This is a genomic window from Paraburkholderia sp. UYCP14C, assembly GCF_004197395.1.
Lineage (GTDB): Bacteria > Pseudomonadota > Gammaproteobacteria > Burkholderiales > Burkholderiaceae > Paraburkholderia.
In genome coordinates, this window is the sequence record NZ_SELS01000015.1 from 26,423 (window position 1) to 43,467 (window position 17,045).

The window sequence follows — 17,045 nt, forward strand, 5'->3', positions numbered from 1 at the left end:
AGGCCGGGATTATTTGATATAATCTCGGTCTTCCCTCTTTATGGGACCCCGTCGCGGGCGAAGTTGGTGGGGGAAGCGGTTCGGGCGCCAGCCTGTACCGAAGGATTCACCGGATTGCGATGGCGGGTTTCGTTTGCCGTCGCTGCTGTTCTAACCCAAGCAGCCGATCGGCTGACGGGACCAAGACTGACCGGGAAGCACCATGGTGGTGTGACCGGATTAAGTTGGGAAAGATAAACCATGATCCAGACCGAAACTCGGCTTGAAGTGGCCGACAACACGGGTGCACGTGAAGTCATGTGCATCAAGGTGCTCGGCGGCTCGAAGCGTCGTTATGCCAGCATTGGCGACATCATCAAGGTGACTGTCAAAGAGGCAACGCCGCGCGGGCGCGTGAAGAAAGGCGAAATCTACAACGCCGTGGTGGTTCGTACCGCCAAGGGCGTGCGCCGTCAAGACGGCTCGCTGATCAAGTTCGACGGCAACGCAGCTGTGTTGCTCAACACCAAGCTCGAACCGATCGGTACCCGTATTTTCGGGCCTGTCACGCGCGAGTTGCGTAGCGAACGATTCATGAAGATCGTTTCGCTGGCGCCTGAAGTGCTGTAAGGAGTCGCGATGAACAAGATTCGCAAGGGTGACGAAGTAATCGTCATCACCGGCAAAGATAAGGGCAAGCGTGGCGTTGTGCTGGCCGTTCACGGCGAGACCGTGACTGTCGAGGGCATCAACCTCGTCAAGAAGCACGTCAAGCCGAACCCGATGAAGGGTACGACGGGCGGTGTGGAAGCCAAGACGATGCCGCTGCAAATTTCGAACGTCGCATTGGTCGACGCGAATGGCAAGCCATCGCGTGTAGGCATCAAGGTCGAAGGAGACAAGAAGGTCCGTTTCCTGAAGACGACCGGTGCCGTGCTGAGCGCCTGACGCTGCGGAGTAAAAAATGGCTCGTTTGCAAGAGTTTTACAAAGAAAAGGTTGTACCCGGCCTCATCGAGAAGTTCGGTTACAAGTCCGTGATGGAAGTGCCGCGCATCACCAAGATCACCCTGAACATGGGTCTTGGCGAAGCCGTCGCTGACAAGAAGATCATCGAAAACGCGGTTGGCGATCTGACGAAGATTGCGGGCCAGAAGCCGGTGATCACGAAGGCACGCAAGGCAATCGCTGGCTTCAAGATCCGTCAGGGCTATCCGATCGGTGCGATGGTCACGCTGCGTGGCCAGGCAATGTACGAATTCCTGGACCGTTTCGTGACGGTTGCGCTCCCCCGCGTGCGCGACTTCCGTGGCGTGTCGGGCAAGGCGTTCGATGGTCGCGGCAACTACAACATCGGTGTGAAAGAGCAGATCATTTTCCCCGAAATCGACTACGACAAGATCGACGCACTGCGTGGGCTGAACATCAGCATCACGACGACTGCGAAGACTGACGACGAAGCAAAGGCTCTGCTCGCCAGCTTCAAGTTCCCGTTCAGAAACTGAGGTTACCGTGGCTAAACTGGCACTGATCGAACGTGAAAAGAAGCGTGCTCGCCTCGCCGCCAAGTACGCTCCCAAGCGTGCTGCACTGAAGGCAATCATTGGCGACATGAGCAAGTCGGAAGAAGAGCATTACGCAGCCCGTCTGGAACTGCAGCAACTGCCGCGTAACTCTAACCCGACCCGTAAGCGCAATCGCTGCGCAATTACCGGTCGTCCGCGTGGCACGTTCCGTAAATTCGGGCTGGCGCGTAACAAGATTCGTGAAATCGCGTTCCGCGGCGAGATCCCTGGCCTGACCAAGGCGAGCTGGTAATAGGAGAAACATAAATGAGCATGAGTGATCCTATCGCCGATATGCTGACTCGCATCCGCAATGCGCAGATGGTCGAGAAGGTTTCGGTGACTATGCCCTCGTCGAAAGTCAAGATTGCGATTGCGCAGGTCCTGAAGGACGAAGGTTATATCGACGATTTCGCAGTGAAGTCCGAAGGTGCGAAGTCGGAATTGAACATCGTGTTGAAGTATTACGCTGGCCGTCCGGTCATCGAGCGCATCGAACGCGTCTCGAAGCCTGGTCTGCGTGTGTACCGTGGCCGTAACGACATTCCTGTGGTCATGAATGGCTTGGGCGTGGCAATCGTATCGACGCCGAAGGGCGTGATGACGGACCGCAAGGCACGTGCAACGGGCGTTGGCGGCGAAGTCATCTGCTACGTCGCTTAAGGCCGAAAGGAGAGAAACATGTCTCGAGTAGGTAAGAGCCCGATCGCGCTGCAGGGTGCGGAAGTGGCCCTGAGCGCCGACAGCATTACTGTCAAGGGTCCGCTGGGTACGATTTCGCAGGCTGGCAACAGCCTCGTGAAGGTGGTGAACGACAACGGCACGCTGAAGTTCGAGCCGGTCGATGAAAGCCGCGAAGCGAATGCGATGTCGGGCACGATGCGCGCACTGGTTGCGAACATGGTGCACGGCGTGACGAAGGGTTTCGAGCGCAAGCTGACGCTGGTTGGCGTCGGTTATCGCGCACAAGCGCAAGGCGACAAGCTGAACCTGTCGCTGGGTTTCTCGCACCCGGTGGTGCACCAGATGCCGGCTGGCGTCAAGGCAGAAACCCCGTCGCAAACCGAAATCGTGATCAAGGGGATCAACAAGCAACAAGTCGGTCAGGTCGCGGCAGAAGTGCGCGGCTACCGTCCGCCGGAGCCCTATAAGGGCAAGGGCGTGCGTTACGCCGATGAGGTTGTGATCCTCAAAGAAACGAAGAAGAAGTAAGGGTGCGCAATCATGGATAAGACTCAATCTCGCCTGCGCCGCGCTCGTCAGACGCGTATCAAGATCGCTGAGCTGCAGGTCGCGCGTCTCGCCGTGCATCGCACGAACACGCACATCTATGCGCAAGTGTTCTCGCCGTGCGGCACCAAGGTGCTCGCCAGCGCGTCGACGCTCGAAGCCGAAGTGCGTGCGCAACTGGCCGATCAATCGGGCAAGGGCGGCAACGTTGCTGCTGCGACCCTGATCGGCAAGCGCATTGCAGAAAAGGCTAAGGCTGCCGGCATCGAATCCGTCGCCTTCGACCGTTCGGGTTTCCGTTACCACGGCCGCGTGAAAGCGCTGGCTGATGCGGCGCGCGAAGCCGGACTCAAGTTCTAAGGGAAGAATTCGTCATGGCAAAGATGCAAGCTAAAGTTCAGGCTGACGAACGCGACGACGGCCTTCGTGAAAAGATGATCTCGGTCAACCGCGTGACCAAGGTCGTGAAGGGTGGCCGTATTCTCGGCTTCGCTGCACTGACCGTGGTTGGCGACGGTGATGGCCGCGTCGGTATGGGCAAGGGCAAGGCGAAGGAGGTGCCGGTCGCTGTCCAGAAGGCGATGGAACAGGCTCGCCGCAACATGTTCAAGGTGCCGCTGAAGAACGGTACCCTGCAACACGAAGTGCACGGTAAGCACGGCGCATCGACGGTCCTCCTCGCTCCGGCGAAGGACGGTACCGGCGTGATCGCTGGCGGCCCGATGCGCGCAGTGTTCGACGTGATGGGCGTGCAGAACGTCGTGGCCAAGAGCCACGGTTCGACGAACCCGTACAACCTCGTTCGTGCGACGCTCGACGGCCTGCGCAAGCAGTCCACGCCGGCCGACATCGCTGCGAAGCGTGGCAAGTCCGTCGAAGACATTCTGGGCTAAAGGTGGACACCATGTCTGATAAAACTGTCAAGGTCCAGCTCGTCAAGAGCCTGATCGGCACCCGTGAATCGCACCGTGCAACGGTGCGTGGTCTGGGTCTGCGCCGACTCAACTCGGTTAGCGAGTTGCAGGACACGCCGGCCGTGCGCGGCATGATCAACAAGGTTTCGTACCTCGTTAAGGTCATCAGCTAAGCGGCTGACCAGGACTCAAGGAGTTGATAATGGAATTGAATAACCTGAAGCCGGCTGAAGGCGCGAAGCACGCAAAGCGTCGCGTTGGTCGCGGCATCGGCTCCGGCCTCGGCAAGACCGCTGGCCGTGGTCACAAGGGTCAGAAGTCGCGTTCGGGCGGCTTTCACAAGGTTGGCTTCGAAGGCGGTCAAATGCCGCTGCAACGTCGCCTGCCGAAGCGTGGCTTCACCTCGCTGACGAAGGAATTCGTCGGTGAGGTGCGTCTCTCGGATATCGAGAAGCTGCCGGTCGACGAAGTCGATCTGCTGGCTCTCAAGCAAGCCGGCCTGGTCGGCGAGCTGATCCGTAGCGCCAAGATCATTGCAACGGGCGAGCTCAAGCGCAAGGTCGTTGTGAAGGGTCTGGGTGCGACGAAGAGCGCACGCGCTGCTATCGAAGCAGCCGGTGGCTCGTTTGCCGAGTAACGCGCAAGTTATTTGCCGTCACTAGCATTTGCATCGGAGAAGGTACTTGGCTAACAGCCCGAGTCTCGCAAAACCCGGTCGCAGCGCGGCGAAGTTTGGCGATCTGCGTCGGCGAGCAGTGTTCCTGCTGCTGGCGCTGGTCGTCTACCGTATCGGCGCGCATATTCCGGTGCCGGGTATCGACCCGGACCAACTGGCGAAGTTGTTCCAAAGCCAGTCGGGCGGCATCCTTGGCATGTTCAACATGTTCTCGGGTGGCGCGCTTTCGCGGTTCACGATTTTCGCGCTGGGGATCATGCCGTACATTTCGGCGTCGATCATCATGCAGTTGCTGGCGATTGTCTCGCCGCAGCTCGAAGCGCTGAAAAAGGAAGGGCAGGCAGGTCAGCGGAAGATTACGCAGTACACGCGGGTCTTCACGGTTGTGCTGGCGACGTTCCAGGCGTTTGGTATCGCCGTCGCGCTGGAAAATCAGCCTGGCCTCGTGATCGATCCGGGGATGGTGTTCCGGTTGACGACGGTCGTGACGCTGGTGACCGGCACGATGTTCCTGATGTGGCTGGGTGAGCAGATCACGGAGCGTGGGCTTGGTAATGGTATCTCGATCATCATTTTCGGCGGTATTGCGGCGGGTTTCCCGAACGCAATCGGTGGTCTCTTTGAACTGGTTCGAACTGGCTCGATGAGTATCATCTCGGCGATCATCGTCGTCGCGCTGATTGCTGCTGTGACGTATCTGGTGGTGTTCATCGAACGCGGCCAGCGCAAGATTCTTGTGAACTACGCGAAGCGGCAGGTTGGTAACAAGATTTACGGCGGCCAGTCTTCACATTTGCCGCTGAAGCTGAACATGTCGGGTGTGATTCCGCCGATCTTCGCATCGTCGATCATTCTCTTCCCGGCAACTATCCTGAACTGGTTCAGTTCGGGTTCGCGTACCAGCTGGTTCGCAGACACGTTGCACAACGTGGCCGAAGCCCTGAAGCCCGGTCAACCGGTGTACGTGTTGCTGTACGCGTTGGCGATCGTCTTCTTCTGCTTTTTTTACACCGCACTGGTGTTCAACAGCAGGGAAACGGCCGACAACCTGAAAAAGAGTGGCGCTTTCGTCCCAGGCATCCGCCCGGGCGATCAGACGGCGCGATATATCGACCGCATCCTCACGCGTCTGACGCTGGCCGGTGCGATCTACATCGTGTTCGTTTGCCTGCTGCCCGAATTTCTGGTGCTGCGCTGGAACGTGCCGTTTTATTTTGGTGGAACGTCGCTGCTGATCATTGTCGTCGTCACAATGGATTTCATGGCGCAGGTGCAGTCGTACGTTATGTCGCAACAGTATGAATCGCTGCTGAAGAAAGCTAATTTCAAAGGCGGCGGCGTCCCGATGCGTTGAAAGGACTTATGGCCAAAGACGATGTTATCCAGATGCAGGGCGAAGTAATCGAGAACCTGCCTAACGCTACCTTCAGGGTGAAGCTGGAAAACGGCCATGTCGTTTTGGGACACATATCCGGCAAGATGCGGATGCACTACATCCGAATTTTGCCGGGCGACAAGGTGACAGTTGAATTGACGCCTTACGATCTGTCGCGTGCGCGGATCGTGTTCCGGGCGAAGTGATTTGAAAAAAGGGTAATATCATGAAAGTGATGGCATCGGTTAAGCGCATTTGCCGCAATTGCAAGATCATCAAGCGCAAAGGCGTTGTGCGCGTGATTTGCAGCTCTGATCCGCGCCACAAACAGCGTCAAGGCTGAACGCCGCGCTTTTGCTTGCGCTTTTTGTTTGAGGAAAAACAATGGCTCGTATCGCAGGGGTTAACATCCCGAATCACCAGCACACTGAAATCGGCCTGACGGCTATATACGGTGTCGGTCGCACGCGCTCGCGCGACATTTGCGTCGCTGCTGGTGTGGCATTTTCGAAGAAGGTCAAAGACCTGACTGACGCAGACCTCGAAAAGCTGCGTGAAGAAGTCGGCAAGTTCATCGTTGAAGGCGATCTCCGCCGTGAAACGACGATGAACATTAAGCGCCTGATGGATCTCGGCTGCTATCGTGGCGTGCGGCATCGTAAGGGTCTCCCCCTGCGCGGCCAGCGTACGCGTACGAATGCCCGTACGCGCAAGGGTCCGCGTCGTGCAGCGCAATCGCTGAAGAAGTAAGCGGAACTGACAGTTACAGGAAAACGTAATGGCTAAGGCTTCGAACAACTCCGCGGCGCAACGCGTTCGCAAGAAGGTCAAGAAGAACGTCGCCGAGGGCGTGGTTCACGTTCACGCGTCGTTCAACAACACCATCATCACGATCACCGACCGTCAAGGCAACGCGCTTGCCTGGGCAACGTCGGGTGGCCAGGGCTTCAAGGGTTCGCGTAAGTCGACCCCGTTTGCAGCTCAGGTTGCAGCCGAATCGGCTGGCCGCGTGGCGATGGAATACGGCGTGAAGAACCTCGAAGTGCGGATCAAGGGCCCCGGCCCTGGCCGTGAATCGGCGGTGCGCGCGCTGCATGGTCTTGGCATCAAGATCACCGCGATCTCCGACGTGACGCCGGTCCCGCATAACGGCTGCCGTCCGCCGAAGCGTCGTCGTATCTAAGACGCTGGTTTTGCGAGCGCCTGTTGCCGCTTTCCGCGGCGGCGGGCTGCGTGCATTATTGAATTGACTAAGCCCACCGTTCGACCCAAAGGGTTCGAACTAGCGCGAGTGGAAGCATTCGCGTGACAAATTACAGAAGGAATCAACGTGGCACGTTATATCGGCCCTAAGGCCAAGCTGTCCCGCCGTGAAGGCACCGACCTCTTCCTGAAGAGCGCGCGCCGTTCGCTCGCTGACAAGTGCAAACTTGACAGCAAGCCCGGCCAGCACGGCCGCACGTCGGGAGCACGTACGTCCGACTATGGCACGCAGCTGCGCGAAAAGCAAAAAGTAAAGCGTATCTACGGCGTCCTTGAGCGCCAGTTCCGTCGCTACTTCGCTGAAGCAGATCGTCTGAAGGGCAACACGGGTGAAAACCTGCTGCAACTGCTCGAGTCGCGTCTGGACAACGTCGTGTATCGCATGGGCTTCGGCTCGACGCGTGCTGAAGCGCGTCAGCTCGTGGGCCACAAGGCAATCACGGTGAACGGCGTCGTGACGAACATTCCGTCGATGCAAGTGAAGGCTGGCGACGTCGTCGCCGTGCGCGAACAGAAGCGCAAGCAGGCTCGTATCATCGAAGCCCTGTCGCTCGCTGAACAAGGCGGCATGCCGAGCTGGGTCGCGGTCGACGCGAAGAAGTTCGAAGGTACCTTCAAGCAGAAGCCGGAACGCAGCGACATCGCTGGCGACATCAACGAAAGCCTGATCGTCGAATTGTATTCGCGGTAATCGGATTGACGGCCGGGGCGCCCTGATTGCGTTGCGCAAGGGGGCGTCTCGGCTGTTTATTTTCAGGTTGTTACCGGTCAGCCTTATCGGTGTAACGAGCCGAGGGTATTGAAAAGGAAAACCTATGCAAACCAGTTTGTTGAAGCCCAAGATCATCGCAGTTGAATCGCTTGGCGAGAGCCATGCGAAAGTGGTCATGGAACCGTTTGAACGCGGTTATGGCCACACCTTGGGTAACGCGCTTCGGCGCGTTCTGTTGTCGTCGATGGTGGGCTATGCGCCGACCGAAGTGACGATCGCAGGCGTCGTGCATGAGTATTCGACGCTCGACGGTGTGCAAGAGGACGTGGTCAACCTGTTGTTGAACCTGAAGGGTGTCGTCTTCAAGCTGCATAACCGCGACGAAGTGACGGTTACGCTGCGCAAGGAAGGCGAAGGCGTGGTCACCGCCGGCGATATCGAACTCGCACACGATTGCGAAATCATCAACCCGGATCACGTGATTGCGCATCTGTCGAAGGGCGGCAAGCTCGACGTGCAGATCAAGGTCGAAAAGGGCCGCGGCTATGTGCCGGGCAACGTGCGTCGTTACGGCGAAGAGTCCGCCAAGATCATCGGCCGTATCGTGCTGGACGCGTCGTTCTCGCCGGTTCGTCGCGTGAGCTACGCAGTCGAAAGCGCTCGTGTCGAGCAGCGCACCGACCTCGACAAGCTCGTGATGAACATCGAAACCAACGGTGTGATTTCACCGGAAGAAGCGATCCGTCAATCGGCGCGCATTCTGGTTGATCAGCTGTCGGTGTTCGCGGCGCTGGAAGGTACTGAAGCAGCGGCGGAAGCGCCGTCGCGCGCACCGCAGATCGATCCGATCCTGCTGCGCCCGGTCGACGATCTCGAACTGACGGTTCGTTCGGCGAACTGCCTGAAGGCTGAGAACATTTACTACATCGGCGACCTTATCCAGCGTACCGAAAACGAGCTGCTCAAGACGCCGAATCTGGGTCGCAAGTCGCTGAACGAGATCAAGGAAGTTCTGGCGTCGCGCGGTCTGACGCTCGGCATGAAGCTCGAAAACTGGCCGCCGGCTGGTCTCGACAAGTAAGCCGACGAGTCGTTCGGGTGTAACCCCGCGAGTTGCACCGCTGTACCGTACTGGCAAAGACGCGGATTTTCCTTTAAAATCCGCGTCTTGTCTTTTTTCAATACCGGCCCGTGCGCTCACTGTTCGCTGTCGATGAGGCAGAATGAGTGCGATAGAAGAGCTGGACCAAAACTTTGAACCGAAGGAATTAACATGCGTCACCGTCATGGTCTGCGGAAACTGAACCGCACGAGCAGCCACCGTCTGGCAATGCTCCGTAACATGTCCAACTCGCTGATCGAGCACGAAGTCATCAAGACCACGCTGCCGAAGGCCAAGGAACTCCGTAAAGTCGTCGAGCCGCTGATCACGCTCGGCAAGAAGCCTTCGCTGGCAAACCGTCGTCTGGCGTTCAACCGCCTGCGCGATCGTGACTCGGTCACCAAGCTGTTCGAAGTGCTCGGTCCGCGCTATGCAACGCGTCCGGGCGGCTACCTGCGCGTGCTGAAGTTCGGCTTCCGTGTTGGCGACAACGCGCCGATGGCTCTGGTCGAATTGCTCGACCGTCCGGAAGTTGAAGAAACGGAAGTGCAAGAAGCCGAGTAAGTTATTTAGCTTCGACAAAGAGCCAGGCACATCGCCTGGCTTTTTTTTGGGCGGCAGATTTTTCATCGATGTCGAAAGCTGTGTCGCGGTGACCAAATGCCGCGGCCGCGCCGTATGGCGTTCTGCGGGGCCATAGGGCTAGGTGATACGATATTGGGATCGAAATCCTGCGCCGGCGGAGCTTGGTGTGTGTATGAATGTGACCTTGGTGCTGACAACGGTGCCGGATGCGGCAGTCGCTCAAAAGCTCGCCGGCGACGCGCTCGTCGCGCGCCTTTGCGCGTGCGTTACGCAGCTAGGTAGCGTGCAGTCGAGCTATCACTGGCAGGGCACGATCGAATCCGCGCAGGAGTTCCAGCTGCGGTTCAAGACCAGCGCCGCTCGCGCGCTCGAACTGGAGCAATACATTCAGGCTCACCATCCCTACGACACGCCGGAAATCCTTTCATGGCAAGCGACGGCCTCCGCCGCCTATGGCCAGTGGATCACTGCTGAAACCCAACGCCCTCTTCATGTTTAACGGTCTCGACCGGCGCGCGCGCGCTGCGCTGCGCACCGTATTCTTTCTGCTCGGCTTCGTGTTCCTCGCGCAAGTCGTCACTTTCGCGCGCGCCGCGGATGACTTCCTCGACCCGTCCGTCGCATTCCGGTTCAGCGCGACCGAGCAGCCCGGCGAAGTGGTCGTCACGTACAAGATTGCGGACGGGTACTACATGTACCGGGAGCGCTTCGCGTTCGCGACCCGCAACGGCACGGCGACGCTTGGTGAGCCTCAACTGCCGGCCGGTCACGTGAAGTTTGATCAGACGTTCAACAAGAATGTCGAGACGTATCGCAACGAGCTGACGATTCGTGTTCCGGTCAAGCAGGCTGCCGGACCGTTCGATGTTGCGGTGACGTCGCAGGGCTGTGCCGACGCAGGCATCTGCTATCCCCCGATGGAACGCGTGTACCACGTGAGCGGAGCGGCGCTGCAGCCGGCGGGCAGCGGTGCAGCGCCCCCAACCGCGCAACAATCGGCCGTCGCTGACGACGAACCTTGGTACGAACGCGCGACCAGTGCCAACTACGCGCAGTCGCTGCTGCAGCGTGGCGGCTTCTTTGCGATCGTTGGGCTTTATTTCGTTGCGGGCGCGATTCTGAGCCTGCTGCCGTGCTCGTATCCGATGATTCCGATTCTGTCGGCGATCATCATCGGAGAGGGGGCGCGCGTCACGCGTGGGCGTGGTTTCGCGCTGTCGCTCGCGTATGTAATCGGCATGGCGCTGGTGTACACGGCGCTGGGGGTTGCGGCGGCCCTCGTCGGACAGAGTCTCGGCGCATGGCTGCAAAATCCGTGGGTGCTCGGCGCGTTCGGTGTGCTTCTGACGATTTTCGCGCTGCTGCTGATCGCCGGTGTGGATCTCGAACTGCCGCCGCGTTGGCGCGACCGCATGTCGAGCGCTTCGGTGGGGCGCTCGGGCGGTAAATTTACCGCGGTCGCCGCGATGGGCGCGCTGTCGGCGCTGGTCGTCGGCGCCTGCATGACGGCGCCGCTTTTTGCGGTGCTCGCGTTCATTGCGCATACCGGCAATGCCGTGCTCGGCGGCGCGGCGTTGTTCTCAATGGGCATCGGGCTCGGGGTGCCGCTGCTGATCATTGGCCTCGGCGCGGGGACGCTGCTGCCGCGCGCGGGCAAGTGGATGGACAGCGTAAAAGTGTTCTTCGGCGTCGTTCTACTCGCCGCGGCCCTGTGGATCGTTTGGCCCGTGCTCGGCGGGGCTGCGTCGATGCTGTTGAGCGCGCTCTGGCTGCTGATCGCCGCGGTTGCGCTCGGCCTGTTCGCCAAGTCGGTTGCGGGCGGCTCGATATGGCACCGGCTTGGCCGGGCGGTCGGTGTCGTGATGGCGATCTGGGCGGCCGCGCTTCTAGTCGGCCTCGCGGCGGGATCGTCGGATCCGCTGCGACCGCTGGCGGTGCTCGCGGCTCGCGCCGGCAATCAGTCGAGCGTCGCGAAAAATGGCTCCAGCGCGGCAGCGACGGCGTCGCAAAGCGATTTGACGTTCGCGCCGGTACGTTCATCGGACCAACTCGACCACGCCGTCAAAACGGCCGCACAGCCTGCCATGCTGGATTTTTACGCGGACTGGTGCGTGAGCTGCAGGGAGATGGAGAAATTCACTTTCAGCGACCCGCGCGTTCAGGCGAAGCTGAAGCAGATGAATCTGCTGCGCGCCGACGTCACCGCGAACAATACCGACGACCAGGCGCTGCTCAAGCGCTTCAACCTGTTCGGGCCGCCGGGGATTATTTTCTTCGATCAGGGTGGCAAGGAAGTGCTGCGGGTGGTCGGCTACGAATCGGCGGATAAATTCCTGCGCACGCTGGATCGAGCCAGGGCATCGGGGGTGTAATCGAACGCCGTGACGCATTGCCTGGCCGCCTGGCCAAGACGGTGTAAGCGAGCAGCATGAAAAAACGGAGGCGAACCCCTAAGGTTCGCCTCCGTTTTTTTCTCGACCGCCGCGCGCTAAACCGCGCCCGACTTACTTCTGCGAACGCAGGATCTTTGCGGCATCCAGCGCGAAATACGTCAGCACGCCGTCCGCACCGGCACGTTTGAACGCGAGCAGCGATTCCATCATGACCTTGTCGTGATCGAGCCAGCCGTTCTGCGCGGCGGCCTTCAGCATCGCGTATTCGCCGCTCACCTGGTACACGTACGTCGGAAACTGGAACTCGTCTTTCACGCGGCGCACGATGTCCAGATACGGCATGCCCGGCTTGACCATCACCATGTCCGCGCCTTCGTTAATGTCGGCCTGCACCTCGCGCAACGCCTCGTAAGAATTGGCGGGGTCCATCTGGTAGGTCATCTTGTTGCTCTTGCCGAGATTCGTCGCGGAACCGACGGCATCGCGGAACGGGCCGTAGAACGCCGAAGCGTACTTCGCCGCGTACGCCATGATGCGCGTATGGATATGGTCCTCACTTTCGAGCATTTCGCGGATCGCGCCGATGCGGCCGTCCATCATGTCCGACGGCGCAACGATATCGACGCCGGCTTCTGCCTGCACACGCGCCTGCTCGACGAGGATCTCGACGGTTTCGTCGTTGATCACGTAACCGGTTTCGTCGAGCACGCCATCCTGACCGTGACTCGTGTAGGGATCGAGTGCGACGTCGGTGAGCACGCCAAGCTCCGGGAAATTCTTCTTCAATTCACGCACCGCGCGCGGGATCAGGCCTGCCGGGTTGGCCGCTTCGCGGCCGTCGGGCGTTTTCAGCGAGGGCTCGATCGCGGGAAACAGTGACAAAACCGGAACGCCCAGTTCGACGCACTGCTCGGCGACGCCCATCAGCAGATCGACCGACACGCGCTCGACGCCCGGCATCGACGGCACGGCCTGCCGCACGTTGGTGCCTTCGACGATGAATACGGGGTACATCAGATCGTTGGTGGTGAGGATGTTTTCGCGCATCATGCGACGCGAGAAGTCGTCACGGCGCATGCGGCGCGGACGGTAGTGCGGGTAGAAGCTCATATCGAATCGAAGATCGTGGATAGGTGGAGTGGACAAATCGCGCCTGGCTCCGCTCCCGGAAACTTTTCGAGACAATGGTATATCATACCGATCGAGCAAGGCGCCTAGCGCTGACCTCCCCGCTTCTCCTCCCTGAGCGGGTGCCTGTCGTTTTTCGATTAGGCTGTTTGACCCGCCGTTCAAGCGGCGGGTTTTTTTATGTGCGACCGCAAACGTGCTCTGATGCGGGATCTCCAGCCATGTCACGCGCTGCGGAATTCCAGCATCGAAATGCGTTCAGCCTGCGGCCGGCGTTTCGCCTGTTTCGCCCGCTGCATCCGGGATCAGCCAGCTCTCGATCAGTTCATGCGCTTCATCGAGCCCCGTTCGCTTGAGCGCCGAAAAGAGCTGCGCGGTCAATTCGCCGCGATAGCCCGCGGCCCGATATTCGGCCAGTCCCTTCTGCGCGGTGCGCAACGCATTCGTGCTTTCCTGACGTGTCAATTTGTCGCATTTGGTGAGCAGCGTGTGGATCGGCTTGCCGGTCGGCGCGAACCACTCGATCATGCGTCGATCGAGCTCCGTCAGCGGACGGCGCGAATCCATCATCAGGATCATGCCGCGCAGTTGTGAGCGCGATTGCAGATACGTGGACAGCAGCGCTTCCCAGTGCGCCTTTGCCGCGCCCGGCACTTCCGCATAGCCGTAGCCCGGCAGGTCGACCAGATAGGCGGCCGGCTCATCCGCCTTGCCGACCGAAAAATAATTGATGTGCTGCGTGCGGCCGGGGGTCTTACTCGCGAACGCAAGTCGCTTCTGATTGCAGAGCACGTTGATCGCGGTCGACTTGCCCGCGTTCGAGCGTCCCGCGAAAGCGATCTCGGGCTGCGCGGTGGCCGGCAGGTCTCGCAGATGATTGACGGTGGTATAGAAGCGGGATTCGTGGAGCAGGAAGTGCATGATGGAAGCCAGATAGGAGACGCCGCGGAGCCCGCAGGGGGAACGGGGTCAAGCCCGACTGGCGTCTAAGCGATTAGCGAGTTATTGTACAATACGATGGTTTACTGAAAACCTTGGGAGGCCGCCCCACGTGCCTTGGCGGCTCCTGGCGGTCACTCGGTCGCCGTCGTCGTACTTTGCAGAACCTCTAAAATCCCACAAGACGAGACAGGGTGTGCGAATGAATCGACTGTGCAAGACTCTGATGGTGCTTCATGTAACGGCAGGTCTTTCAGGTTTGGCAATTCAGGCACGAGCAGCAGATCCGGCAAAGCCGGACATCAATCGGGGACAGGCAATCGCGGTACAGGTATGTGCGTCATGTCACGGCGCAGACGGCAACAGTGCCGGTGGCGCATACCCGAAGCTGGCGGGCCAGCATCCTGAGTATCTCGTCAAGCAGCTTAGAGATTTCAAGACTCAGCCGGGCGCCAAACAGGCCGCGCGCAACAATGCGATCATGGCGGGCATGGCTGCCGCACTTTCCGATCAGGACATGATCAACGTCGCGGCTTACTTTTCGACGCAGACGCCCAAGCCAGGCTATGCACATAACAAGAACACCGTCGCGCAGGGTCAGCAGATCTATCGCGGTGGGATTGCCGACCGCGGCGTGCCGGCCTGTGCCGCCTGCCACGGGCCCACGGGGCAGGGCATTCCGATTCAGTATCCGCGCCTGTCGGGGCAGTGGGCCGAGTACTCGGTGACGCAGTTGGCCGCGTTCACGCAAGGTCCGGGCGCTCGTAATAACAACGACGCGATGCATGCGATAGCATCGCGTCTGTCGGACAACGAGATCAAGGCGGTTGCCGACTACATCGCGGGCCTGCATTAAGCGGCTCGCCCGCGCGAATCCAACCGGCCCGGCGAGGCCGGTGAAAAACAAGAAAAGGGTGAGGGTGTCGTAGCTACGACAGCCCTTCACCCTTTTTTGCTGTTCAGTCGGAGTTTGAATGAGCGTCACCACGTCGGGTCTGCAGTCGAAGTCGGGCAATCGCGTCATGCGCAGCACCATCGAGCTCCTGAGCTCGATGCGTTTCGCCATCGCGCTGCTCGTGATTCTGTCGATCGCCAGCATCATCGGTACCGTCCTCACGCAGGACGATCCGTATCCCAACTACGTCAACCAGTTCGGTCCGTTCTGGGCGGACATCTTCCGCGCGCTGAGCCTCTACACGGTGTACAGCTCGTGGTGGTTCATGCTGATCCTCGGCTTCCTGATGGTGTCGGTGTCGCTGTGCGTGATCCGCAATGCGCCGAAGATGGTCGCCGACGCGAAGAGCTGGAAGGACAAGGTTCGCGAAGGCAGCCTGCGCGCGTTCCATCACAAGGGCGAGTTCGCGGTGCACGGCTCGCGCGCGCAGTCGGCCGCAGTGCTCGCCAAACTGTCGGCAAAGCTCGGCTACAAGTTCGTCACGCGCGAGTCGGACGGCGCGACGCTGATCGCCGCGAAGCGCGGTGCGCTGACGAAGTTCGGCTACATCTCCGCGCATATCGCGATTGTCGTGATCTGTCTCGGCGGCCTGCTCGACAGCAATCTGCCGATCAAGCTGCAAATGTGGCTGTTCGACAAGTCGCCGATCAACTCGAACACGGTGATCAACGAGATTCCGCCCGAGCATCGGCTGTCGCAATCGAACCCGACGTTTCGCGGCTACGCGTGGGTGCCCGAAGGGCAGCACGTGTCGACCGCGATCCTGAATCAGCCCAGCGGCTCGCTGATCCAGGATCTGCCGTTTTCCATCGAGCTCAACAAGTTCATCGTCGATTACTACTCGACCGGCATGCCGAAGCTGTTCGCGAGCGACATCGTCGTGATCGATCACAAGACCGGCGCGCGTGTGCCGGCGCGCGTCGAGGTCAACAAGCCGTTCGAATACGACGGCGTGTCGATTTACCAGTCGAGCTTCCAGGACGGCGGCTCGCAGATGCAGATGACCGCCTATCCGATGACCGGCCCGAGCGCGAAGACCTCGCCCTTCGGTGGCACGATCGGCGGCAACGCGCCATTGAGTTCCGCGACGCCGCTCGCCGACGGTCAGACCGTCGAGTTCACCGACTTCCGCGCGATCAACGTCGAAAATATTTCCAACGGCAGCGGCCAGAACGACGCGCGCGGGGTTGCCGCGCAACACTCGCTGAAGGAAGCGTTCGACGAGCGCCTCGGCTCGGGCGCGAAGACCTCGAAGCCGCTCGATCTGCACAATGTCGGCCCGTCGGTGCAGTACAAGATTCGCGGCAAGGACGGCCAGGCGCGCGAATACAACAACTACATGCTGCCCGTCGACGTGAACGGCGAGAAGATGTTCCTCGCCGGCATGCGCCTGAATCCCGACGATCCGTTCCGCTACCTGCGCATTCCCGCCGACAGCGGCGGCACGCTCAAGGAATGGATGAATCTGCGCGCCACGCTCGAAGACCCGAACCAACGCGCCATCGCCGCGCATCAGTTCGCGCAGCGCTCGGTGCCGGGCTCGAATGCGGAATTGCAGCAGCATCTGGAGGAAAGCGCGTTGCGGGTGCTGACCCTTTTTGCAGGCGCCGACGGCAACATGAAGATGCCGAATGGCGAAACGCTCGGCGGCTTCCAGGCGATCGCTGCATTCATCGACCGGTCGGTACCGAAGGGCGAGCAGGAAAAAGCCGCGAGTCTGCTGCTGCGCATGCTCGAAGGCGTGACGTGGGACTTGTGGCAACTGTCGCGCCAGCAGCTCGGCGAGCCCGCCGCGCCGGCCAACGCGGACACGAACCGCTTCATCCAGAGTTCGCTTAATGCGATATCCGACAGCTTTTTGTATGGATCGCCGGTCTATTTGCAGCTTGACTCATTCAAGCAGGTGCAAGCTTCGGTATTTCAGTTGACGCGCGCGCCGGGCAAAAAAGTCGTGTATCTTGGCAGCCTGCTTCTCGTATTGGGCATCTTTTCGATGTTCTACGTCCGCGAACGGCGTCTGTGGTTCTGGCTCAAGGATACGGACCATGGCACGAGCGTCGTGATGGCGATGTCGAGCGCGCGTAAGACGCTAGACTTCGAGAAGGAGTTCGTCCAGACGCGTGATGCCGTGAGCGCCGCACTGGGCGCAAAACTCATCGAAGCAGCCGAAGCCACCCCGGCCGCTAAGGCCGCCGCAGCGTCGGCAAGCTCACAGGATTCGACCCGGTAA

24 protein-coding genes are annotated in these 17,045 nt (G+C 60.0%); 22 read left to right on the forward strand and 2 right to left on the reverse strand.

Annotated features, from left to right (window positions below):
* The first annotated feature begins 240 nt into the window (after nt 1-240).
* From rplN to dsbD, 20 genes are all read left to right on the forward strand, one after another.
* A complete protein-coding gene (gene rplN / locus EVC45_RS15875) occupies nt 241-609 on the forward strand; it encodes a 50S ribosomal protein L14 (RefSeq protein WP_006998478.1) in 369 nt (122 codons plus the stop codon).
* 9 nt (nt 610-618) lie between these two features.
* On the forward strand, nt 619-927 hold the full coding sequence (rplX, locus tag EVC45_RS15880; RefSeq protein ID WP_008923340.1) for a 50S ribosomal protein L24: 309 nt from the start codon (nt 619-621) through the stop codon (nt 925-927).
* 16 nt (nt 928-943) lie between these two features.
* The gene (gene rplE, locus EVC45_RS15885) at nt 944-1,483 is read left to right on the forward strand and encodes a 50S ribosomal protein L5 (protein WP_008923339.1); all 540 of its coding nucleotides are present in this window, start codon (nt 944-946) and stop codon (nt 1,481-1,483) included.
* Between the two features lie 7 nt (nt 1,484-1,490).
* Nucleotides 1,491-1,796: a 30S ribosomal protein S14 gene (rpsN, locus tag EVC45_RS15890; RefSeq protein WP_013090757.1), complete on the forward strand. Its 306-nt coding sequence runs from the start codon at nt 1,491-1,493 to the stop codon at nt 1,794-1,796.
* Nucleotides 1,797-1,810: 14 nt separating this feature from the next.
* Complete coding sequence (rpsH, locus tag EVC45_RS15895) at nt 1,811-2,206, forward strand: 30S ribosomal protein S8 (protein WP_027199076.1); 396 nt, start codon at nt 1,811-1,813, stop codon at nt 2,204-2,206.
* Between the two features lie 18 nt (nt 2,207-2,224).
* Nucleotides 2,225-2,755, forward strand: coding sequence for a 50S ribosomal protein L6 (rplF, locus tag EVC45_RS15900; RefSeq protein ID WP_129958913.1), 531 nt, complete (start codon nt 2,225-2,227; stop codon nt 2,753-2,755).
* Nucleotides 2,756-2,767: 12 nt separating this feature from the next.
* A complete protein-coding gene (gene rplR / locus EVC45_RS15905; protein WP_008923336.1) occupies nt 2,768-3,133 on the forward strand; it encodes a 50S ribosomal protein L18 in 366 nt (121 codons plus the stop codon).
* 14 nt (nt 3,134-3,147) lie between these two features.
* Nucleotides 3,148-3,666 (forward strand): 30S ribosomal protein S5, encoded by a 519-nt coding sequence (gene rpsE / locus EVC45_RS15910; protein WP_007730604.1) that lies wholly within the window; start codon nt 3,148-3,150, stop codon nt 3,664-3,666.
* An 11-nt stretch (nt 3,667-3,677) separates the two neighbouring features.
* Entirely contained in the window at nt 3,678-3,860 is a 183-nt protein-coding gene (gene rpmD / locus EVC45_RS15915) for a 50S ribosomal protein L30 (RefSeq protein WP_008923335.1), read from the forward strand.
* Nucleotides 3,861-3,889: 29 nt separating this feature from the next.
* Complete coding sequence (rplO, locus tag EVC45_RS15920; RefSeq protein ID WP_129958914.1) at nt 3,890-4,324, forward strand: 50S ribosomal protein L15; 435 nt, start codon at nt 3,890-3,892, stop codon at nt 4,322-4,324.
* Nucleotides 4,325-4,370: 46 nt separating this feature from the next.
* A complete protein-coding gene (gene secY / locus EVC45_RS15925; protein ID WP_008923333.1) occupies nt 4,371-5,717 on the forward strand; it encodes a preprotein translocase subunit SecY in 1,347 nt (448 codons plus the stop codon).
* A gap of 8 nt (nt 5,718-5,725) precedes the next feature.
* On the forward strand, nt 5,726-5,944 hold the full coding sequence (infA, locus tag EVC45_RS15930; RefSeq protein WP_004521905.1) for a translation initiation factor IF-1: 219 nt from the start codon (nt 5,726-5,728) through the stop codon (nt 5,942-5,944).
* 20 nt (nt 5,945-5,964) lie between these two features.
* Nucleotides 5,965-6,081 (forward strand): 50S ribosomal protein L36, encoded by a 117-nt coding sequence (gene rpmJ / locus EVC45_RS15935; RefSeq protein WP_004199844.1) that lies wholly within the window; start codon nt 5,965-5,967, stop codon nt 6,079-6,081.
* A 41-nt stretch (nt 6,082-6,122) separates the two neighbouring features.
* Entirely contained in the window at nt 6,123-6,488 is a 366-nt protein-coding gene (gene rpsM / locus EVC45_RS15940) for a 30S ribosomal protein S13 (protein ID WP_013589830.1), read from the forward strand.
* 28 nt (nt 6,489-6,516) lie between these two features.
* Entirely contained in the window at nt 6,517-6,921 is a 405-nt protein-coding gene (gene rpsK / locus EVC45_RS15945) for a 30S ribosomal protein S11 (RefSeq protein WP_006052224.1), read from the forward strand.
* Nucleotides 6,922-7,068: 147 nt separating this feature from the next.
* Complete coding sequence (rpsD, locus tag EVC45_RS15950; RefSeq protein ID WP_013090752.1) at nt 7,069-7,692, forward strand: 30S ribosomal protein S4; 624 nt, start codon at nt 7,069-7,071, stop codon at nt 7,690-7,692.
* A 124-nt stretch (nt 7,693-7,816) separates the two neighbouring features.
* Nucleotides 7,817-8,794, forward strand: a complete 978-nt coding sequence (locus EVC45_RS15955; protein WP_129958915.1) for a DNA-directed RNA polymerase subunit alpha — start codon at nt 7,817-7,819, stop codon at nt 8,792-8,794.
* A 192-nt stretch (nt 8,795-8,986) separates the two neighbouring features.
* Nucleotides 8,987-9,379 (forward strand): 50S ribosomal protein L17, encoded by a 393-nt coding sequence (gene rplQ / locus EVC45_RS15960; protein WP_008923330.1) that lies wholly within the window; start codon nt 8,987-8,989, stop codon nt 9,377-9,379.
* Between the two features lie 193 nt (nt 9,380-9,572).
* On the forward strand, nt 9,573-9,899 hold the full coding sequence (gene cutA / locus EVC45_RS15965) for a divalent-cation tolerance protein CutA (RefSeq protein WP_211193424.1): 327 nt from the start codon (nt 9,573-9,575) through the stop codon (nt 9,897-9,899).
* Entirely contained in the window at nt 9,892-11,772 is a 1,881-nt protein-coding gene (dsbD, locus tag EVC45_RS15970; RefSeq protein ID WP_129958917.1) for a protein-disulfide reductase DsbD, read from the forward strand. Before cutA ends, dsbD begins: the two co-directional genes overlap by 8 nt.
* A 132-nt stretch (nt 11,773-11,904) precedes the next feature.
* On the opposite strand, the gene hemB is transcribed toward dsbD, so the two are convergent.
* Nucleotides 11,905-12,903: a porphobilinogen synthase gene (gene hemB, locus EVC45_RS15975; protein WP_129958918.1), complete on the reverse strand. Its 999-nt coding sequence runs from the start codon at nt 12,901-12,903 to the stop codon at nt 11,905-11,907.
* Between the two features lie 276 nt (nt 12,904-13,179).
* A complete protein-coding gene (yihA, locus tag EVC45_RS15980) occupies nt 13,180-13,842 on the reverse strand; it encodes a ribosome biogenesis GTP-binding protein YihA/YsxC (protein ID WP_129958919.1) in 663 nt (220 codons plus the stop codon).
* 220 nt (nt 13,843-14,062) lie between these two features.
* On the opposite strand from yihA, the gene EVC45_RS15985 reads away from it, so the two are divergent.
* Together EVC45_RS15985 and EVC45_RS15990 are read left to right on the forward strand one after the other, a co-directional pair.
* Nucleotides 14,063-14,716, forward strand: a complete 654-nt coding sequence (locus tag EVC45_RS15985) for a cytochrome c (RefSeq protein ID WP_129959031.1) — start codon at nt 14,063-14,065, stop codon at nt 14,714-14,716.
* A 118-nt stretch (nt 14,717-14,834) separates the two neighbouring features.
* Nucleotides 14,835-17,045: a cytochrome c biogenesis protein ResB gene (locus EVC45_RS15990; protein ID WP_129958920.1), complete on the forward strand. Its 2,211-nt coding sequence runs from the start codon at nt 14,835-14,837 to the stop codon at nt 17,043-17,045.